Origin of the sequence: Tistlia consotensis USBA 355 (assembly GCF_900177295.1) — a bacterium.
Classification (GTDB): Bacteria; Pseudomonadota; Alphaproteobacteria; order Kiloniellales; family DSM-21159; genus Tistlia; species Tistlia consotensis.
Genome location: NZ_FWZX01000020.1, coordinates 1 through 18,169, shown reverse-complemented (window position 1 = coordinate 18,169; position 18,169 = coordinate 1). Strand labels below are relative to the sequence as shown.

At 71.4% G+C, this 18,169-nt stretch carries 14 protein-coding genes and 1 pseudogene; 13 read left to right on the top strand and 2 right to left on the bottom strand.

Annotated features, from left to right (window positions below):
* Nucleotides 1-168: 168 nt before the first annotated feature.
* Complete coding sequence (locus B9O00_RS20710) at nucleotides 169-1,536, top strand: glutamine synthetase family protein (RefSeq protein ID WP_085124639.1); 1,368 nt, start codon at nucleotides 169-171, stop codon at nucleotides 1,534-1,536.
* 158 nt (nucleotides 1,537-1,694) lie between these two features.
* Here B9O00_RS20710 and B9O00_RS20705 read toward each other — a convergent pair whose 3' ends face one another.
* The gene (locus B9O00_RS20705) at nucleotides 1,695-2,411 is read right to left on the bottom strand and encodes a FadR/GntR family transcriptional regulator (RefSeq protein WP_159460277.1); all 717 of its coding nucleotides are present in this window, start codon (nucleotides 2,409-2,411) and stop codon (nucleotides 1,695-1,697) included.
* Between the two features lie 212 nt (nucleotides 2,412-2,623).
* Between B9O00_RS20705 and B9O00_RS20700 the strand changes: the two genes are divergently transcribed.
* From B9O00_RS20700 to B9O00_RS20645, 12 genes are all read left to right on the top strand, one after another.
* Entirely contained in the window at nucleotides 2,624-3,529 is a 906-nt protein-coding gene (locus B9O00_RS20700) for a fumarylacetoacetate hydrolase family protein (protein WP_085124637.1), read from the top strand.
* A 60-nt stretch (nucleotides 3,530-3,589) separates the two neighbouring features.
* Nucleotides 3,590-4,378, top strand: a complete 789-nt coding sequence (locus B9O00_RS20695) for an alpha/beta fold hydrolase (RefSeq protein ID WP_085124636.1) — start codon at nucleotides 3,590-3,592, stop codon at nucleotides 4,376-4,378.
* 108 nt (nucleotides 4,379-4,486) lie between these two features.
* A complete protein-coding gene (locus B9O00_RS20690; RefSeq protein ID WP_085124635.1) occupies nucleotides 4,487-5,803 on the top strand; it encodes a metal-dependent hydrolase family protein in 1,317 nt (438 codons plus the stop codon).
* Nucleotides 5,804-5,814: 11 nt separating this feature from the next.
* Nucleotides 5,815-6,864, top strand: a complete 1,050-nt coding sequence (locus tag B9O00_RS20685) for a branched-chain amino acid ABC transporter permease (RefSeq protein ID WP_322111209.1) — start codon at nucleotides 5,815-5,817, stop codon at nucleotides 6,862-6,864.
* The gene (locus B9O00_RS20680; protein ID WP_085124634.1) at nucleotides 6,864-7,910 is read left to right on the top strand and encodes a branched-chain amino acid ABC transporter permease; all 1,047 of its coding nucleotides are present in this window, start codon (nucleotides 6,864-6,866) and stop codon (nucleotides 7,908-7,910) included. Before B9O00_RS20685 ends, B9O00_RS20680 begins: the two co-directional genes overlap by 1 nt.
* Nucleotides 7,911-7,995: 85 nt before the next feature.
* Nucleotides 7,996-9,246: an ABC transporter substrate-binding protein gene (locus tag B9O00_RS20675; RefSeq protein ID WP_089229757.1), complete on the top strand. Its 1,251-nt coding sequence runs from the start codon at nucleotides 7,996-7,998 to the stop codon at nucleotides 9,244-9,246.
* Nucleotides 9,247-9,373: 127 nt separating this feature from the next.
* A complete protein-coding gene (locus B9O00_RS20670; RefSeq protein ID WP_235017166.1) occupies nucleotides 9,374-10,093 on the top strand; it encodes an ABC transporter ATP-binding protein in 720 nt (239 codons plus the stop codon).
* On the top strand, nucleotides 10,086-12,407 hold the full coding sequence (locus tag B9O00_RS20665) for an ABC transporter permease (protein ID WP_085124631.1): 2,322 nt from the start codon (nucleotides 10,086-10,088) through the stop codon (nucleotides 12,405-12,407). The genes B9O00_RS20670 and B9O00_RS20665 overlap by 8 nt, the downstream gene beginning before the upstream one ends.
* Nucleotides 12,408-12,411: 4 nt before the next feature.
* On the top strand, nucleotides 12,412-13,245 hold the full coding sequence (locus B9O00_RS20660) for a phosphoenolpyruvate hydrolase family protein (protein WP_085124630.1): 834 nt from the start codon (nucleotides 12,412-12,414) through the stop codon (nucleotides 13,243-13,245).
* Between the two features lie 36 nt (nucleotides 13,246-13,281).
* Nucleotides 13,282-15,474 (top strand): flotillin family protein, encoded by a 2,193-nt coding sequence (locus tag B9O00_RS20655; RefSeq protein ID WP_085124629.1) that lies wholly within the window; start codon nucleotides 13,282-13,284, stop codon nucleotides 15,472-15,474.
* A gap of 24 nt (nucleotides 15,475-15,498) precedes the next feature.
* On the top strand, nucleotides 15,499-15,936 hold the full coding sequence (locus tag B9O00_RS20650) for an SRPBCC family protein (protein WP_085124628.1): 438 nt from the start codon (nucleotides 15,499-15,501) through the stop codon (nucleotides 15,934-15,936).
* 364 nt (nucleotides 15,937-16,300) lie between these two features.
* A complete protein-coding gene (locus B9O00_RS20645) occupies nucleotides 16,301-17,809 on the top strand; it encodes an SRPBCC family protein (RefSeq protein ID WP_085124627.1) in 1,509 nt (502 codons plus the stop codon).
* Between the two features lie 52 nt (nucleotides 17,810-17,861).
* Here the strand turns inward: B9O00_RS20645 and B9O00_RS33125 are convergent.
* Nucleotides 17,862-18,169, bottom strand: a pseudogene (locus B9O00_RS33125) (IS481 family transposase); the annotation flags it as partial.

Genomic DNA, 18,169 nt, shown 5'->3' with positions numbered 1-18,169 from the left:
TATAGCCGGCCGACGGTCCCGCTGGAAGAGCGGAATGGCAGGCTGTCCTGTGAGGTATTGCTGCACCCCCCTGGCGGCGGCCGGCAATCGCGCTACAGTGCTGCCGCGCTACAGTGCTGCGCCGCGGCCGGCTGTACGCGCGGGGCGATGCAGAAGGGGAGACAGGGGATGGACGCGAGAGAAGTGAAGAGCGCGGCGGACGCCCGCAAGATCATCGAGGAGCGCGACCTCAAGTACCTCAAGGTCGGGGTGTTCGATGCCGACGGGGTGATGCGCGGCAAGTACATGGCGCGCGACAAGTTCCTCTCGGCGCTGGAGAGCGGCTTCGGCTTCTGCGACGTCGTGCTGGGCTGGGACAGCAACGACCAGCTCTACGACTCGGCGGAGTTCACCGGCTGGCACACCGCCTTCCCGGACGCCCTGGTGCGCATCCTGCCCGAGACCTGCCGCGAGCTGCCCTTCGAGCCCGAGACCCTGCTGTTCCTCGCCGAGTTCACCGGCCGGGCCGAGGCGCTCTGTCCGCGCGGCCTGCTGCGCCGGGTCCTGGACCGCGCCAAGGACATGGGCTTCACCGCCAGCGCCGCCTGCGAGTTCGAGTTCTTCCTGTTCGAGGAGACGCCGCACTCGGTGCGCGAGAAGCACTACCGCGACCTGACCAACATCACGCCGGGCTTCTACGGCTACTCGATGCTGCGCAACTCGGTGCACGCCGAGTTCTATGCCGAGCTGCTGGAGTTCTGCGTGGCCATGGACATGCCGATCGAGGGCCTGCACACCGAGACCGGCCCGGGCGTGCTGGAGGCCGCGCTGCTCTACGACGAGGCGCTCAAGGCGGCCGACAAGGCGGCGCTCTTCAAGACCTTCACCAAGGTGCTGGCGCAGCGCCTCGGCTGGATGGCGACCTTCATGGCCAAGTGGTCGCCCGACTGGCCGGGCCAGTCGGGCCATATCCACATCTCGCTCAAGGGCAAGGGCGGCAAGGCGGTGTTCCACGACCCGTCCAAGCCCTCGAACATCTCCGACACGATGCGCTGGTTCATCGGCGGCCAGCAGGCCCTGATGCCCGAGATCCTGGCCATGGTCGCCTCGACGGTGAACAGCTACAGCCGCCTCATCCCCGGCTTCTGGGCGCCGACCTCGGCGACCTGGGGCGTCGAGAACCGGACCTGTGCCCTGCGCGCGATCCCCGGCGCGCCGAAGTCGCAGCGCGTCGAGTACCGGATCGCCGCCGCCGACATCAATCCCTACATCGCCATCGCCGCGGCGATCGGCTCGGGGCTCTGGGGCATCGAGCACAGGATCGAGCCGACCCCGCCGCTCGAGGGCAACGCCTACGCACGCAAGACGCCGGCGAAGCAGGGCCTGCCGGCGACGCTCTACGAGGCGGCCGGCCGGCTGCGCCGCTCGAAGGCCGCGCGCGAGCTGTTCGGCGACGACTTCGTCGAGCACTACGCCCAGTCCCGCGAGTGGGAGGAGCGCGAGTTCCGCAAGGCGATCACCGACTGGGAGCTGCAGCGCTACTTCGAGATCATCTGACCCTGAAGCTCCCTCTCCGCTCCCCTTGGGGAGGGGAGAGGGTCGGGGAGAGGTGAGGGGGACACGCGTCCAGCGCTGGTGCGGCCGGAGAGGGCCCAACCCCCACCTCTCCCTGACCCTCTCCGCCCCGGAGGGGCAGAGAGGGAAATCGAAGGGCGCTACCCCTCGCCCAGCATATTCTGGCGGACGCGCAGCAGGTGCGCGCGCATCGCTTCGCGGGCGCCCTCGGGGTCGTGCTCGGCGAGCGCCTCGACCAGGCTCGAGTGCTGGCGGTCGTAGACCGTGCGCAGCTCGGGCGTCACGGTGCGCTTCTTCAGCTGGTACCAGGCCGGCTCGTCGCGCACCCGGTTGATCGCCCGGCAGTAGTCGATCAGCACGGCGTTCTTGGTCGCCTCGAAGACGCGCAGGTGCAGCTGGGCGTCCCAGTGCTCGAACTCGGCGAGGCCGCGCGCCGAGATCGAGGCGCGCAGCGCCTCGCGGATCCGCTCGAGGTCGTTGGAGCTGGCCCGGTTGGCCGCCAGGGCCGCCGACTGCGGCTCGATGATCAGGCGGACCTCCATCAGGTCGGCCGGGCTCGCCTCGCGCATCCGCTGGCTCAGCGTGACGCCCTGGCTCTGGGCCGGGGCGGGGGCGGAGGCCTGCCCGCGCAGGCCCTGGCGCACGAAGGTGCCGCGCCCGACCTGGCGGACCAGGATGCCGTCGCTCTCCAGGCGGTCGAGCGCCTGGCGCACGGTGTTGCGGGCGACGCCGAAGGCGGCGGCGAGCTCGCGCTCGGTCGGCAGCTGCGCGCCTTCGGTCAGCTCGCCGGCCTGGATGCGCTGGCGCACGCCGTCGAGCACCTTGGCGGCCGAGCGGCCGAGCACGAGATCGGTCATGGCAATCTCCATCTGAACCAATACTGATCCAAGGTCCGCTGCGCCGCAATAAAATTCCGTTGAGGATGAATCTGATTGACAGATATTCCGCTCGTCTGGAGTATCTGGCGAACAACGGGGGCAATTGGTTCAGTTTTGGATCAATTGGCTCAATCGAGGCGAAGCTGCCGGGAGCGGCGCGGAACGGCCTCGATGCCGAGGGAGGAGGGGCCATGCGCTACGTCGTGTTCGAGAGGGCCGGGGCCACCGGCGTCGGCCGGCTGTCGGAGGACGCGGCGGCCGTCCATCCGCTCGACCTGCCGGGCGCCGAGGCGGCGCGTGGCGTGCTCGCGGTGATCGACCGGCAGCTCGCCGGACGGCCGGTCGCCGAGACCGGCGAGCGCCTGGAGACGGCGTCGCTGCGGCCGCTGCCGGCCGTGCCGCGGCCGATCCGCAACATCTTCTGCGTCGGCAAGAACTACTACGACCACGCCGAGGAGTTCTCGAAGAGCGGCTTCGATTCCAGCGCCGCCGCCGGCGCCGTGCCGAAGGCGCCGATCGTCTTCTCGAAGCTGCCCGACTGCGTCGTGCCGCACGGCGCCGGCATCCCGATCGACCCGAAGGTCTCGCAGGCGATCGACTACGAGGCCGAGCTGGCGGTGATCGTCGGCCGCGGCGGCCGCGCGATCCCCAAGGCCGAGGCGCTGGACCACGTCTGGGGCTACGCCATCGTCAACGACGTCACGGCCCGCGACCTGCAGGGCCGCCACAGCCAGTGGCTGATCGGCAAGTCCCAGGACGGCTTCTGCCCGATGGGCCCGGTCGCGACGACCGCCGACGCCTTCGACCTGGAGGACGCGATGATCCGCTGCTGGGTCAACGGCGAGCTGCGCCAGGAGGCGGCGATGAGGCAGCTGATCTTCGACGTGCCGACCCTGATCGAGACGATCTCGGCCGGCATCACGCTGAAGCCCGGCGACCTGATCGCGACCGGCACGCCGGCCGGCGTCGGCATCGGCTTCGACCCGCCGCGCTATCTCCAGGCCGGCGACAGCGTGCGCATCGCCATCGACGGCATCGGCGAGCTGGAGAACCCGGTCGTCGCCTGGGATGCCGCCAGGGCCTCGGCCGCCGCCTGAGCGGCCGGCGGGCAAGAGACCGGCGGGCAAGAGACGAGAGCGGGAAGGGGAGGGAGCCGAGTGGGCACGCAGACGATCGAAGGCCTGGCCGTCGAGGTCGAGGGTGCCGGCGACCCCGTGCTCTTCGTGCACGGCCTGGGCGGCACCTCGAACAGCTGGACGCCGCAGGTCCTGGCGCTCGCTGGCCGCTACCGCATGATCCGCCCCGACCTGCCGGGCTCCGGCCGCTCGCCGCTGCCGGCGGGGCAGGGCGGCAAGCTGACGGTCGACGCGCTGGTCGAGAAGCTGGAGGCGCTGCTCGGCGTGCTCGGCGCGCCGCGCGCCCACCTGGTCGGCCACTCGATGGGCACGATCCTCTGCCAGCACCTGGCGGCGCGCCGGCCCTCGCTGGTCCGCAGCCTGGCGCTGTTCGGCCCCTTCCCGGAGCCGCCCGAGGCCAATCGCCAGGGCCTCCGGGAGCGCGGCGCCAAGGCGCGCCGGGAGGGCATGGCGGAGATCGCCGAGGCGACGCTGCAGGCCTCGACCGCCGCGGCGACGCGCAGCGACAACCCGGCGGCGGCGGCCTTCGTGCGGGAGAGCCTGATGCGCCAGCCCGGTGAGGGCTACGGCGCGACCTGCGAGGCGCTGGCCGAGGCGAAGGCCGCCGACCTGTCGCTGATCGGCTGCCCGGTGCTGCTGATGACCGGCGACGAGGACCGGGTGGCGCCGCCGGCGACGGTCAGGGCCATGGACCAGGCCCTGAAGGACAGCAGCGCCACGGTGCTGGGCCGCTGCGGCCACTGGACGCCGATCGAGAAGGCGGCCGAGTGCAGCCGCGAGCTCGGCAGCTTCCTGGCCCGGGTGCGCTAGGCGCCAGGGACGGGCGCCCGCTCGGGCGCGTGCCGCAAGCCGGCGACAGACCGGCGGCACGGAAAAGATCCAAGCAGCGCGCCCCGGTGCGCGCGGAGGGAGGAGAGGATGGGCGAGGTTCTGTTCACCAACGTTCGCATCCTGGACGGCAGCGGCGACGCGCCGGCGACCGGCGAGGTCCTGGTTCAGGGCAACCGCATCAGGCGGGTCAGCCGCGGCGGCTATGGCGGCATGGCCGGCGGCGCCCGCAGCGGAGGCGTCGGGGGATCTGGGGGGCAGACTGTGATCGACGGCGCCGGCGCGACCCTGATGCCGGGTCTGTGCGACGCCCATGCCCACTTCAGCTGGAACGACCAGGACAGCCTGGAGGCGATCCAGCGCATGCCGCCGGAGGAGCACACCCTGTTCTCCGCCGGCGTCGCCAAGACCTACCTCGACATGGGCTTCACCAGCGCGGTCGGCGCCGCCGCCGCCAAGCCGCGGCTCGACGTGGTGATCCGCAACGCGATCAACGCCGGCACGATCCCGGGGCCGCGCTACCTCGCCAACGGCCAGGAGATCGCCACGCTCGGCGGCCTCGGCGACACCTCGCCGCCGCACATCGACATCCCCGAGCTGTCGTTCGGCGTCGTGGTCAGCGGCGCCGAGGAGATGCGCGCGGTCGTGCGCCGCTTCATCAAGTACGGCGTCGACCTCTTGAAGCTGAACCTCTCGGGCGAGGAGATCGCCGGCGTCGGCGCCGAGGAGACGCCGATGACCGACGAGGAGGCCGCGGTCGCGGTCTCGGAGGCCAGGCGCCGCGGCAAGCGGGTCTGCGCCCACGCCCGCTCGGCAGAATCGGTGAAGATGTGCGTCCGCCACGGCATCGAGATCGTCTACCACGCCTCCTTCGCCGACGAGGAGGCGCTGGACATGCTGGAGGCGCAGAAGGACCGCTTCTTCGTCGCCCCCGGCCTCGCCTGGCTGGTCATGACCTCGAGCCACGCCGAGAAGTGGGGCATCGACCCGAACGGGCCGCTGGCGCTGATGTACAAGCGCGAGCTCGAGGCCGCGGTCGAGACCATGCGCAAGATGCACCGCCGCGGCATCCGCGTGCTGCCCGGCGGCGACTACGGCTTCGCCTGGACGCCCCACGGCACCAATGCCAAGGACCTGGAGTACTTCGTCGAGATGATCGGCATGTCGCCGATGGAGGCGATCGTCTCGGCGACCAGGTACGGCGGCCAGATCATGGGCAAGCCGGACGAGCTGGGCCAGGTCCGCGAGGGCTTCCTCGCCGACCTGATCCTGGTCGACGGCGACCCGCTGTCGAACATCCGCATCCTGCAGGACCGGAAGCGGATCCTGGCGGTGATGAAGGACGGCAGCTTCCACCGGGCGCCCGAGGTCTCGTCCCAGAGCCGGCAGATCCGCTGGGCCAGCTGAGGCAGCCTCCCTTGGCCGACATCGCACGAGATCCGGGCCTGCCGCGCGGCCTTTCCGCGCCAGGGCTTCCAGGTCCCCGGCGGCTGCCGCTGACCCGGCGACAGCGCTGGATCGCGGCGGCCGTGCTCGCGGCGCTGCTGGTCGCCGTGGTCTTCCTCGTCGGCCTCGGCGCCGGCTGGTGGCAGCTGACCGGCCAGGACAAGCGCTTCATCGCGACGGTGCTGAACGGCCTGACCCTGGGCGCGCTCTACTTCCTGGTCGCCAGCGGCTTCACCCTGGTCTTCGGCCTGATGCGCAACGTCAACCTGGCGCACGGCTCGCTCTATCTCGCCGGCGCCTACATCGGCTGGACGGCGGCCGATGCGACCGGCAGCTGGTTCTTCGGCGTCGCGATCGGCTTCCTGGCCATGGCGCTGGCCGGCCTGGCGCTGCAGCTCCTGGTGTTCCGCCGCATGGAGGGCCAGGACCTGCGCCAGACCCTGGTCACGATCGGCCTGTCGATCGTGCTCGCCGACCTGATGCTCTGGCAGTGGGGCGGCCAGACCTACCAGTTCATCCCGCCCGACTGGATCGACGGCACGGTCAGGCTGCCGATGGTCGGCATGGGCTATTCGGAGTACCGCCTGATCCTGTTCCTGGCCGCCGTGGTGATCGGCGTCGGGCTCTGGCTGTTCCTCAACAAGACCAAGGTCGGCACGATGATCCGCGCCGGCGTCGACGACCGCGACATGCTGGCGGCCTCGGGCGTCAACGTGCAGCTGGTCTTCTGCGTCGTCTTCGCGGTCGGCGCCGGGCTCGCCGGCTTCGCCGGGGTGGTCGGCGGCACGGCGCTGTCGATCGCCCCGGGCGAGGACACGCGCTACCTGCTGGCCTCGCTGATCGTGGTCATCGTCGGCGGCATGGGCAGCGTCACCGGTGCCGCGGTCGGCGCCGTGCTGATCGGCCTCGCCGAGCAGCTCGGCCTCGTCTACAGCCCGACCTACGGCGTGGTCTACACCTTCCTGATCATGGTCGGCGTGCTGGTCTGGCGGCCCCAGGGCCTGCTCGGGAGGGGCGGCTGATGGCCAGCATCTCCGACGACCGCGCGCGTGCCGCGGCGCCCGGCGCCGCCGTCGAGCGGGCGCCGCTGCGGCTGCCGAAGGGCTGGGCCTACCTGCCGCTCGCCCTGGTCCTGCTGACCTTCCCGCTCTATGCCAACGGCTTCTGGATCGTGCAGATCGGCGCCTACTCGATGATCCTCGGGATCATCGCGCTGTCGCTGATGTTCCTGGCCGGCTACGGCGGCATGGTCAGCCTGGCGCAGATGTCGGTCGCCGGCTGCGCCGCCTACTTCTTCGCGATCCTGGGCCACAGCTCGGCCGAGGCGATCAGCCTGGGCTGGAGCGCCTGGCTGACCCTGCCGCTCAGCCTGCTGATCGCGACCGCCTTCGCCACCATGATCGGCCTGCTGGCCTCGCGCACCGCCGGCATCTACACGATCATGATCACCCTGGCGATCGCCGTCGCCTTCTTCTACTTCACCCGGCAGAACTACGACCTGTTCAACGGCTTCAACGGCTTCGCCCAGGTCGAGCCGCCGCATTTCTTCGGCCTCGACTGGCGCCAGCCGCTGCCCTTCTTCTACCTGACCCTGGTGGTCTCGGCGCTCTGCTACGCCGCCGTCGTCTATCTGCGCCGCTCGACCTTCGGCCTGACCGTGCAGGCGCTGCGCGACAACCAGCGGCGCATGCGCGCGCTCGGCTATCACGTCACCGGCCACCAGGTCGCGGCCTACGCCGCCTCGGGCTTCATGGCGGCGCTCGGCGGCCTGCTGCTGGTCTGGCTGAACACCCGGATCTCGCCGGGCACGATCGGCGTCGGCCCGGTCATCGACATCCTGATCATCGCCGTGCTCGGCGGCCTGCGCCATCCGATCGGCCCCTTCGTCGGCGCCCTGGCCTTCGTGCTGCTCGACAACTTCGCGATCGACCTGATCGACCGCGAGCGCTTCAACACCGTGATCGGCCTCTGCTTCCTGGCGGTGGTGCTGTTCTCGCCCGACGGCCTGCTCGGCCTCTGGGAGGAGGCGCGCGCCGCGCTGACCAGGGAGCGCCGCCCACGGGACTGATCGGAAGGACCGCCGGACCACGAAGAAGCCGGAAGACCCCGGCCGCCGCCGGTGCACAGAGGAGGGAGGAAACAAGGAGATGACGATGCTTTCCAGACGTTCGCTGATGACCGCCGCCGCGGTGGCGGTCCTGGCCTGGGGGGCCGTGGGCCCGGCCCAGGCGCAGGAGACGATCAAGATGGGCGCCCTGGCCACCCTCGAAGGGGCCTTCGCGGTGCTCGGCCAGGACTCGATGCGCGGCGTCAAGCTGGCGCTCCAGCAGCACAACTACATGGCCGGCGGCAAGAAGATCGAGCTGATCGAGGGCTCGTCCGACGCCTCGCCGGACAGCGCGATCCGCGCTGCCAAGAAGCTGGTCGAGCAGGACAAGGTCGACGTCCTGGTCGGCCCGCTGTCGGGCTCCGAGGGCCTGGCGATCAAGGACTACGCCAAGGAGCACCTGGGCACGAGCTTCGTCAACGGCACCTCGGCCGCCCAGGACACGACGCTGCGCGACCCGGCGCCGAACTTCTTCCGCTTCACGACGGACGGCGCCCAGTGGCAGGCCGGCCTGGGCGAGTACGCCTTCAAGAACAAGGGCTACAAGAAGGTCGTCACGGTCGCCGAGGACTATTCCTTCCCCTACACCCAGGTGCTCGGCTTCATGAACGACTTCTGCCGCCTGGGCGGCCATGTCGTCGACAAGTTCTGGGTGCCGATCGGCAACAAGGACTACTCCTCGATCGTCTACTCGATCCCGAGCGACGTCGACGCGATCTACGTCGCCCTGGGCGGCGCCGACGCGGTCAACTTCCTGACCCAGTACGAGCAGGCCGGCGGCGACAAGCCGATGATCGGCGGCTCGATCACCGTCGACCAGACGGTGCTCGGCACCAAGGGCAAGAAGCGCGACTACCTGATCGGCACGCCCTCGGCCGGCCCGATCGCCGACAACTGGGACAATCCCGAATGGAAGAAGTTCGTGAAGGCCTATCAGGACGCCTTCCCGGACGGCTTCCCGAGCCCCTCGCTGTTCGCGCACGGCTACTACATCTCGACCCTGGCGGTCCTGGAGTCCCTCGACGCGGTCAAGGGTGACCTCTCCAACGACCAGGCCAAGCTGCGCGAGTACATGTCGACCCACGAGTTCGACACGCCGACCGGCAAGGTCCACCTGGACCAGAACCGCCAGGCGGTCGCCGACATCTTCCTGACCGAGGTGGCCGCGAACGACAAGGGCCAGCTCTTCAACAAGGTCGTGAAGATCATCCCGCAGGTGAACCAGACCCTGGGCATGGACCGCGACAAGTTCCTGGCCATGGGTCCGGTCAGCCGCGACAACCCGTCCTGCCCGTGACGGCCGGGACGGAACGCGGGAACCCGAGGAGCCGGTGATGGCCGAGCGGTCGTCCCTGTCCGCGACCGGGCTTTCCGGGGCCCGGCTTTCCGGGGCCGGTGTCGCTCACGCCCTCCGTCTGGAGGGCGTGAGCCGGCACTTCGGCGCGCTGGTCGCGCTCGATGCCGTCGACCTCGAGGTCACGGCCGGCGAGCGCCGCGCCGTGCTCGGCTCGAACGGCGCGGGCAAGACGACGCTGTTCAACGCCATCACCGGCGACTTCCCGCCGACCGCGGGGCGCATCCAGTTCTTCGGCGAGGACGTCACCAGCCTGCCGGTCCACGAGCGGATCCGCCGCGGCCTCCGGCGCACCTACCAGCACTCGCTGCTGTTCCGCGGCCTGTCGGTGCTCGACAACCTCTATCTCGCGGTGCGCGGCGTCTCGCGCGGCCGCTACTCCTTCCGCCGGCCGCGCCGCGACGACGCGGCCCTGCGCTCGGCCCGGGAGCTGGTCCATCTGGTCCACCTCGACCACGTCGCCGGCACCGTCGTCGCCAACCTCGCCTACGGCCAGCAGCGCCAGCTCGAGATCGGCATGGCGCTGGCCGGGGCGCCGCGCATGGTGCTGTTCGACGAGCCGGCCGCCGGCCTGTCGGCGCGCGAGCGGCGCGAGCTGATCGAGATCCTGCGCTCGCTGCCGCGGCACATCGGCTACATCATCATCGAGCACGACCTGGACGTCGCCCTGCGCGTCGTCGACCGGGTCACGATGATGCACAACGGCCGGATCTTCAAAGAGGGCACCCCCGGGGAGATCGAGAACGATCCCCAGGTGCAGCAGATCTACCTGGGAGGCGGCCATGGCTAGGCATCCCGGCGCCGAGCCGAAGACCAGGGCCCCGATGCTGCAGATCCGCGAGCTGGTCGTCCACTACGGCCACGCCATGGCGCTGCACGGCGTCGACCTGACCCTCGAGGAGGGCGTCTTCGCCGTGGTCGGCCGCAACGGCATGGGCAAGACCACGACCTGCATGGCGATCGCCGGCCTGGTCCGCCCGACCTCCGGCTCGATCCGCTTCCAGGGCCGCGAGCTGGTCGGCCGCGCGCCCAATCAGATCTCCGGCATGGGCGTCGGCTACGTGCCCCAGGGCCGCCGCGTCTGGCCCTCGCTGTCGGTCGACGAGACGCTGCGCCTGGCCGCGCGCGGCGGCCGCGACGCCGCCTGGACCGTCGAGCGGGTCTACGAGACCTTCCCGCGCCTCGCCGAGCGCAAGCGCAGCGGCGGCGCCCAGCTCTCGGGCGGCGAGCAGCAGATGCTGGCGATCGGCCGCGCGCTGCTCAGCAATCCCAGGCTGCTGGTCATGGACGAGCCGACCGAGGGCCTGGCCCCGGTCATCGTCGAGCAGGTCGAGCGGATGATCCACGACCTCGCCGCCGAGGGCGAGATCGCGGTGCTGCTGATCGAGCAGAACATCGGCGTCGCGCTCGACATCGCGAGCCGCGTCGGCGTCATGATCAACGGCCGCATCGCCCGCGAGATGCCGGCCGCCGAGCTGAAGGCCGACACCGCCCTGCAGCAGCGCCTGCTCGGCGTCGGCCGCCACGATGCCGGGGACCTGGGAGGTGACGGGGGCGAGGCCGACACGGCGATCGAGGCACCGCCGCCGGCCGAGGAGCGCACCCGGGTCTTCCGCGTGCGCCGGGCCGAGGGGCCGGAGTCCCTGGCCGCCGGCTCGGGCGCCCCGGCGACGCCGGCGCCGACGCGCTGGAGCCAGGCGAACCCCCTGGCGCGCCCGCCGGCGCCGGAGCCGGACCCGCGCGACCGCTGGGTCGACGGCGGCCGCAACCGCCTCGACCAGGCGCCGCCCGAGGCGCCGCGCCTCTCCGCCGCCGAGGCCCTGGACCGGGCCGCCTACGTCGTCGGCACCTTCGACACCAAGGGCACCGAGCTCGGCTTCCTGGCGCGCGCCCTGCGCCAGGCCGGCCTGCGCGTCGTCACCGTCGACCTCTCGACGAGCGGCCGGCCCTCGACCGCCGACGTCGGGCCGAAGGAGGTCGCCTTCCACCATCCGCGCGGCAGCCAGGCGGTCTTCTCGGGCGACCGCGGCCAGTCGGTCGCCGCCATGGCCGAGGCCTTCGCGCGCTTCCTGCCGACCCGCCGCGACCTGGGCGGGGTGATCTCGGCCGGCGGCTCCGGCGGCACGGCGCTGGCGACCCCGGCGATGCAGCGCCTGCCGGTCGGCCTGCCGAAGGTCATGGTCTCGACCGTCGCCTCGGGCAACGTCGGGCGCTACGTCGGGCCGACCGACATCTGCATGATCTATTCGGTGACCGACGTGCAGGGCATCAACCGCATCTCGCGCCAGGTCCTGGGCAACGCCGCCCATGCCCTGGCCGGCATGATCGCCGGCGCCGGGCGCGACGAGCCGGCCGACGAGAAGCCGGCGATCGGCCTGACCATGTTCGGCGTCACGACGCCCTGCGTGCAGGCCGTGGCCCAGGCCCTGGAGGGCGACTTCGACTGCCTGGTCTTCCACGCCACCGGCACCGGCGGCCAGTCGATGGAGAAGCTGGCGGATTCCGGGCTGCTCGCCGGCGTGCTCGACATCACCACGACCGAGGTCGCCGACCTGCTGGTCGGCGGCGTCTTCGCCGCCACCGAGGACCGTTTCGGGGCGATCGCGCGCAGCCGCATCCCCTACGTCGGCTCCTGCGGCGCGCTCGACATGGTCAACTTCGGTGCCCACGACACGGTGCCGGAGAGGTTCCGGCGCCGGACCCTCTACGAGCACAACCCGCAGGTCACCCTGATGCGGACCACGGCGGAGGAGAACGCCGAGCTGGGCCGCTGGATCGCCGAGCGGCTGAACCGCTGCGAGGGGCCTCTGCGCTTCCTGATCCCCGAGGGCGGCGTCTCGCTGCTCGACGCGCCGGGCCAGGCCTTCTGGGACCCCGAGGCCGACAAGGCCCTGTTCCAGGCGATCGAGCGCGGTTTCCGGCCCTCGGCCAACCGGCGCCTGGTCAGGCTGCCCCACAACCTCAACGACCCGGCCTTCTCCAGGGCCCTGGTCGAGGCCTTCCGCGAGATCGCCGGGCCGCGCGGCCGCGCGCGCCCCGACTCTGCCCGTCCGACCTCCGCCCGTCCGGCCTCCACCCGTCCCGCAACCACCACCGGAAGCTGAGCCCGTGCCCAGAATCGAACGCCGCGCCATCCTCGACAGGTTCCGCACGATGATCCGCCAGGGACGGCCGATCGTCGGCGGCGGCGCGGGCACCGGCCTCTCGGCCAAGTGCGAGGAGGCCGGCGGCATCGACCTGATCGTGATCTACAACTCCGGGCGCTACCGCATGGCCGGGCGCGGCTCGCTGGCCGGCCTGCTGGCCTACGGCAACGCCAACGAGATCGTCGTCGAGATGGCCCGCGAGGTGCTGCCGGTCGTCCGGTCGACGCCGGTGCTGGCCGGGGTCAACGGCACCGACCCCTTCATGCTGACCGGGCCCTTCCTGAAGCAGCTCGCCGAGCTCGGCTTCTCGGGCGTGCAGAACTTCCCGACCGTCGGGCTGATCGACGGCACCTTCCGGGCCAACCTGGAGGAGACCGGCATGGGCTACGCCCTGGAGGTCGACATGATCCGCCAGGCCCGCGCGCTCGACCTGCTGACCACGCCCTACGTCTTCTCGGAGGACGACGCCGCCGAGATGACCAAGGCCGGCGCCGACATCGTGGTCTGCCACCTGGGCCTGACCACCGGCGGCGCGATCGGCGCCGAGACGGCGCTGACCCTGGAGGACTGCGTGCCGAAGATCGACGCCTGGGCCGAGGCGGCGCTCAAGGCGCGGCGCGACGTGATCGTGCTGTGCCACGGCGGACCGATCGCGCAGCCCGGGGACGCGGAGTTCATCCTGAAGCACTGCAGGGAATGCCACGGCTTCTACGGCGCCTCCTCGATGGAGCGGCTGCCGACCGAGGTGGCGCTGACCGAGCAGACCAAGAGGTTCAAGGCGATCGGCCGCGGCTGAGTCCGCCGCGGCCGCGCATGTACGAGGGAGGGTAGGATGTCGGGTGCAACGATCGGATGGATCGTCCTGGGGCTGATCGTCCTGGTGGTCGTGATCGGCGTGGTGGTGTGGCTCCTCAACTGGCTGTATCGCCGCTCGACCAAGGAGACGGCCTTCGTGCGCACCGGCTGGGGCGGCGAGAAGGTGGTCAAGGACGGCGGCGCCTTCGTGCTGCCGATCGTCCACGAGGTCATCCCGATCAACATGAACACGCTGCGCCTGGAGGTGCGGCGCGACCGCGAGGCCGCGCTGATCACCAAGAACCGCATGCGCGTCGACGTGGTCGCGGAGTTCTACGTGCGGGTCGCCCAGAGCAAGCAGGCGATCTCGCTCGCCGGCCAGACCCTGGGGCGGCGCACCATGCAGCCGGACGCCCTGCGCGAGCTGGTCGAGGGCCGCTTCGTCGACTCCCTGCGCTCGGTCGCCGCCGAGTTCACCATGGAGCAGCTGCACGAGCAGCGCGGCGAGTACGTCAAGCGCGTCCGCACCGTGGTCTCGGAACACCTGGCGGGCAACGGTCTGGAGCTGGAGGCGGTCTCGCTGACCGGCATGGACCAGACGAACATGGAGTACTTCAACCCCTCGAACGCCTTCGACGCCGAGGGCCTGACGCGCCTGACCGAGGAGATCGAGCGGCGCAAGAAGATCCGCAACGACATCGAGCAGGACACGATGATCGAGATTCGGAACAAGAATCTCGAGGCCGAGAAGATGGCGCTGCAGATCGAGCGCGACAGCGAGTTCGCGCGGCTGGAGCAGCAGCGCGACGTCGAGGCGCGGCGCGCCGCCCAGCGCGCCGAGGTCGAGCGCGAGCGCGCCGAGCGCGAGAACGAGGCCGAGGAGGCGCAGATCTCGGCGCGCCTGGCCACCGAGCGGGCGCGCATCGAGCAGGAGCGGGCGCTCGACCAGGCCCGCATCGAGCGCGAGCAGGACACCCAGACCCTGGAGGTGCGGCGCCGCCGCGCCCTGGAGGAGGCCGAGATCCGCGCCCGCGAGGAGACCGAGCGCGACCGCATCGCCGTCGACAAGGCCCTGGAGGAGGAGCGCATCGCCAGCCAGGCCGAGACCGAGCGGATGGACATCGAGCGGCGCAAGACCGTCGAGCTGGCCGAGCAGGACCGCGCCATCGCGCTGGCCGAGAAGGCCCGGCAGAAGGCCAAGGCCGATGCCGAGACCGAGCGCGAGACGCTGCTGGCCCTGCTCGCCGTCGAGCGCGCGCGGATCCAGCGCGACCGCCAGCTCGAGGAGGACCGCATCGCCCGCGAGAAGGCGCTGCAGTCCCTCGAGGTCGGCCGCCGCCAGGCCCTGGAGGAGGCCGAGATCTCGGCCCGCGAGGACGTCGAGCGGGCGCGCATAGCGACCGAGACCGCGCTGGAGGAGGCGCGCATCGTCCAGGATCGCGAGGTCCGGCGCCTCGAGGTCGAGCGCCGCAAGGTCCTGGAGATCGCCGAGCTGGACCGCACGATCGAGATCGCCGGCAAGTCCCGGGAGCAGTCCGAGGCCCTGATCGAGTCCGAGACGGTGCGCGCCAAGGCGATCGTCGCCGAGGAGAGGACCTTCTCGGCGCGCGAGCTGGAGATCGCCGAGCGGCGCAAGGCGATCGAGCTGGTCGTCGCCCGCCAGGAGGCCGAGCGCGACGGCATCCGGGCGCGCCTGGCCGCCGAGACCGAGAAGCTGACCGCGGGCGAGAAGGCCGAGGCCCAGCGCCTGCTCGCCGAAGGCGAGGCCGAGTCCGAGAAGCTCAGGGCGCTGGCCGCCAAGCTGCGCTACGAGATCGACGCCGAGGGCCGGCGCCAGATGAACGAGGCGCTCAACGTGCTCAGCGACCAGTCGCGCGGCTCCGAGGCGCGCCTGCGCCTGATCGACAAGCTGGAGTCGATCATCCGCGAGAGCGTCAAGCCGATGGAGAAGATCGAGGGCATCAAGATCCTCCAGGTCGACGGCCTCGGCGGCGGCTCCGGCGGCGGGCACGGCGGCGTCGGCGGCGACTACGGCGGCGGCGGCTTCTCCGACCAGGTCGTCAACTCGGCCCTGCGCTACCGCGCCCAGGCGCCGCTGATCGACTCGCTGCTGCAGGAGATCGGGCTCAACGGCGGCGACATCGGCCGGCTCAGCAACCCGCTGGGGACGGTCGGCGGACCGGTCGCGGCCCTGGGACCGGCCAACGGTGGTACAAAGCCGAAGGAGTGAACAACCGGGATCGGGGAGGAAGCGATGATCAAGGTCTACGTCTCGAGCGTCTTCGGTGCGCCCGCCGAGCAGGTCTGGCGCGTGGTGCGGGACTTCAACGCCCTGCCGGACTGGCACCCGGCGATCGCCGACAGCCGCATCGAGAGCGACCTGCCGAGCGACCGCATCGGCTGCGTGCGCAACTTCAACCTGAAGGGTGGCGGCAACATCCGCGAGCGGCTGCTCAGCCTGTCGGACTTCGACATGGCCTGCTCCTACGCGATCCTGGAATCGCCGCTCGGCGTCACGAACTACGTCGCGACCCTGAAGCTGACCCCGGTGACCGACGGCAACCGCACCTTCGCGGAGTGGTCGGCCGAGTTCGACACGCCTCCGGGCAAGGAGGCCGAGCTCGCCGCCACGGTCGGCAACGGCGTCTTCCAGGGCGGCTTCGACGCCCTGAAGCAGCGCTTCGGCGGGTGAGGATCGGGCGGTCCGTCACCTCTCCCCTCGGGGGAGGGGTCGAAAGCCGCTTGCGGCTTTCGGGTGAGGGGCGGGGCCGCAGAGGAGCGGCCCCTTCCTTCGGCGGCTGTTCTTCCGTCATCGCACGCCTTCTCTTCATCGTGCCTACCCTTTCCCGCCTCATCCCCACATTCTCCGCCGTCATCCCTGCGAAAGCAGGGATCCAGAGAACGACGCCGCTCGCACGGACGGCCGAAGGCTCGCGAGGACGGCCCTTTCCTCTGGATCCCTGCTTTCGCAGGGATGACGGAAAGAGAGGCGGGGACGACAGGGGGAAGGGTGACCCAGACGGCGGCCGCGGAGCGGCAGATCACGGGGCATCCCCATGCCCCGCGTCGTGAAGTCGACCGTCCTCGACGCCCCCGTCGAGGCGGTCTGGTCGGTGATCCGGGACTTCAACGGCCACGAGGACTGGCATCCCGCGGTCGCGCGCAGTGTCATCGAGGGCGGCCGGCGCGGCGACCAGGTCGGCTGCGTCCGGCTCTTCGCGCTGGCCGACGGCTCGGGCGAGATCCGCGAGCAGCTGCTGGCGCTCGACGACCGCGAGCATGCCTTCAGCTACTGCCTGCTCGAAGCGCCGATCCCGCTGGAGGGCTACGTCGCCCATGTCCGCCTGAAGCCGGTGACCGACGGCCGACGCACCTTCTGGGAATGGCGCAGCGAGTTCGACTGCCCGCCGGCGCGCGCTGGCGAGCTGACCGCGCTGGTCGGCGAGGGCATCTACGAGGCCGGCTTCCGCGCCGTCGCCGAGCGCCTCGGCCTGCGACGGCCGGGGCGGGCCGTGCGGCCGGCCCCCGCGCCGGCCCCCCGGCGGGCGCCCGCCGAGGCGCGCGCGGAGCCGCCCGCCGGCACCGCGGGCACGACCGAGGCGGTGGTGCTGGAGCGTTACGGCGGGCCCGAGGCCCTGGCCTGGCGCGAGGTTCCGGTGCCGCCGCCGGGCCGCGGCCAGGTCCGCCTGCGCCACGGCGCGATCGGCCTCAACTACATCGACGTCTACTGCCGAACCGGCTACTTCGGCCTGGTCGAGCCGCCCGGCATCCTGGGCATGGAGGCGGCCGGCGTGGTCACCGAGGTCGGGCCGGGCGTCCACGGCCTGATGCCCGGCGACCGGGTCGGCTACGCCTGCGCGCCGCCCGGCGCCTACGCGCGCCTGCGCACCATGGACGCCGGCCTGCTGGTGCCGCTGCCCGACTGGCTCGACGACGCGACGGCGGCGGCCGTGCTGCTCAAGGGCATGACCGCCGAGTTCCTGCTGCACCGGGTGCACACGGTGAAGGAGGGCGACACCGTCCTGGTCCACGCCGCGGCCGGCGGCGTCGGCACGCTGCTCTGCCAGTGGGCCCGCCACCTGGGCGCCACGGTGATCGGCACGGTCGGCAGCGACGAGAAGGCCCGGATCGCGCGGGCCAACGGCTGCACCTTCCCGATTGTCTACAGCCGCCAGGACTTCGTCGAGGCGGTGCTCGACATCACCCGGGGCCGCGGCTGCGACGTGGTCTACGACGCGGTCGGCGGCGACAACTTGGCGCGCTCCTTCGAGGCCCTGGCGATCCGCGGCCACCTGGTCTCCTACGGCCAGGCCTCCGGCCCGATCCCGCCCCAGGACGTCGCCGGCTATGCCGCGAAGTCGGCGCGCCTCTCGCGCCCCAACTTCGGCCACTACACCTCCGACCCCGCCGAGCTGCGCGGCCTCGCCGGCCGGCTCTTCGAGGCCCTGGAGCGCGGCATCCTGAAGCTCGAGCCACCGCGCGCCTTCCCGCTGCGCGCTGCCGCCGAGGCCCACCGCGCCCTGGAGGCACGCGAGACCACGGGCTCGACGATCCTGCTGCCGTAGGGGGGCAACGGTCCTCCACGCTCCCAATTCGCTTCGCCCTTCGACAAGCTGTTCAGACCGGGGACATAGTGGACACCCGTTCGGGGACATTGTGGACGGGTTTGAGCTCAGTCTGCTCGGTGAGGTCGAGGGACGCCAGCTTCTGATGGCAGAAGAAGATGTCGAGGCGTCCGTCGATCTGGGTGGGGCGCAGGGCGACCGGGGTGCCACGGAAGGCCTTGCCGATCTTGCGGCGCCGCCCGCGGTAGCTGATCCAGCCGTTCTGGTCGACCCAGCGCACGACGTCCTCGGGCTCGTACTCGATCGCCGGCAGGCGCTCGGGCAAGGCCCGCCGGCTGGGCTGGTAGCGCTCGACGGGGA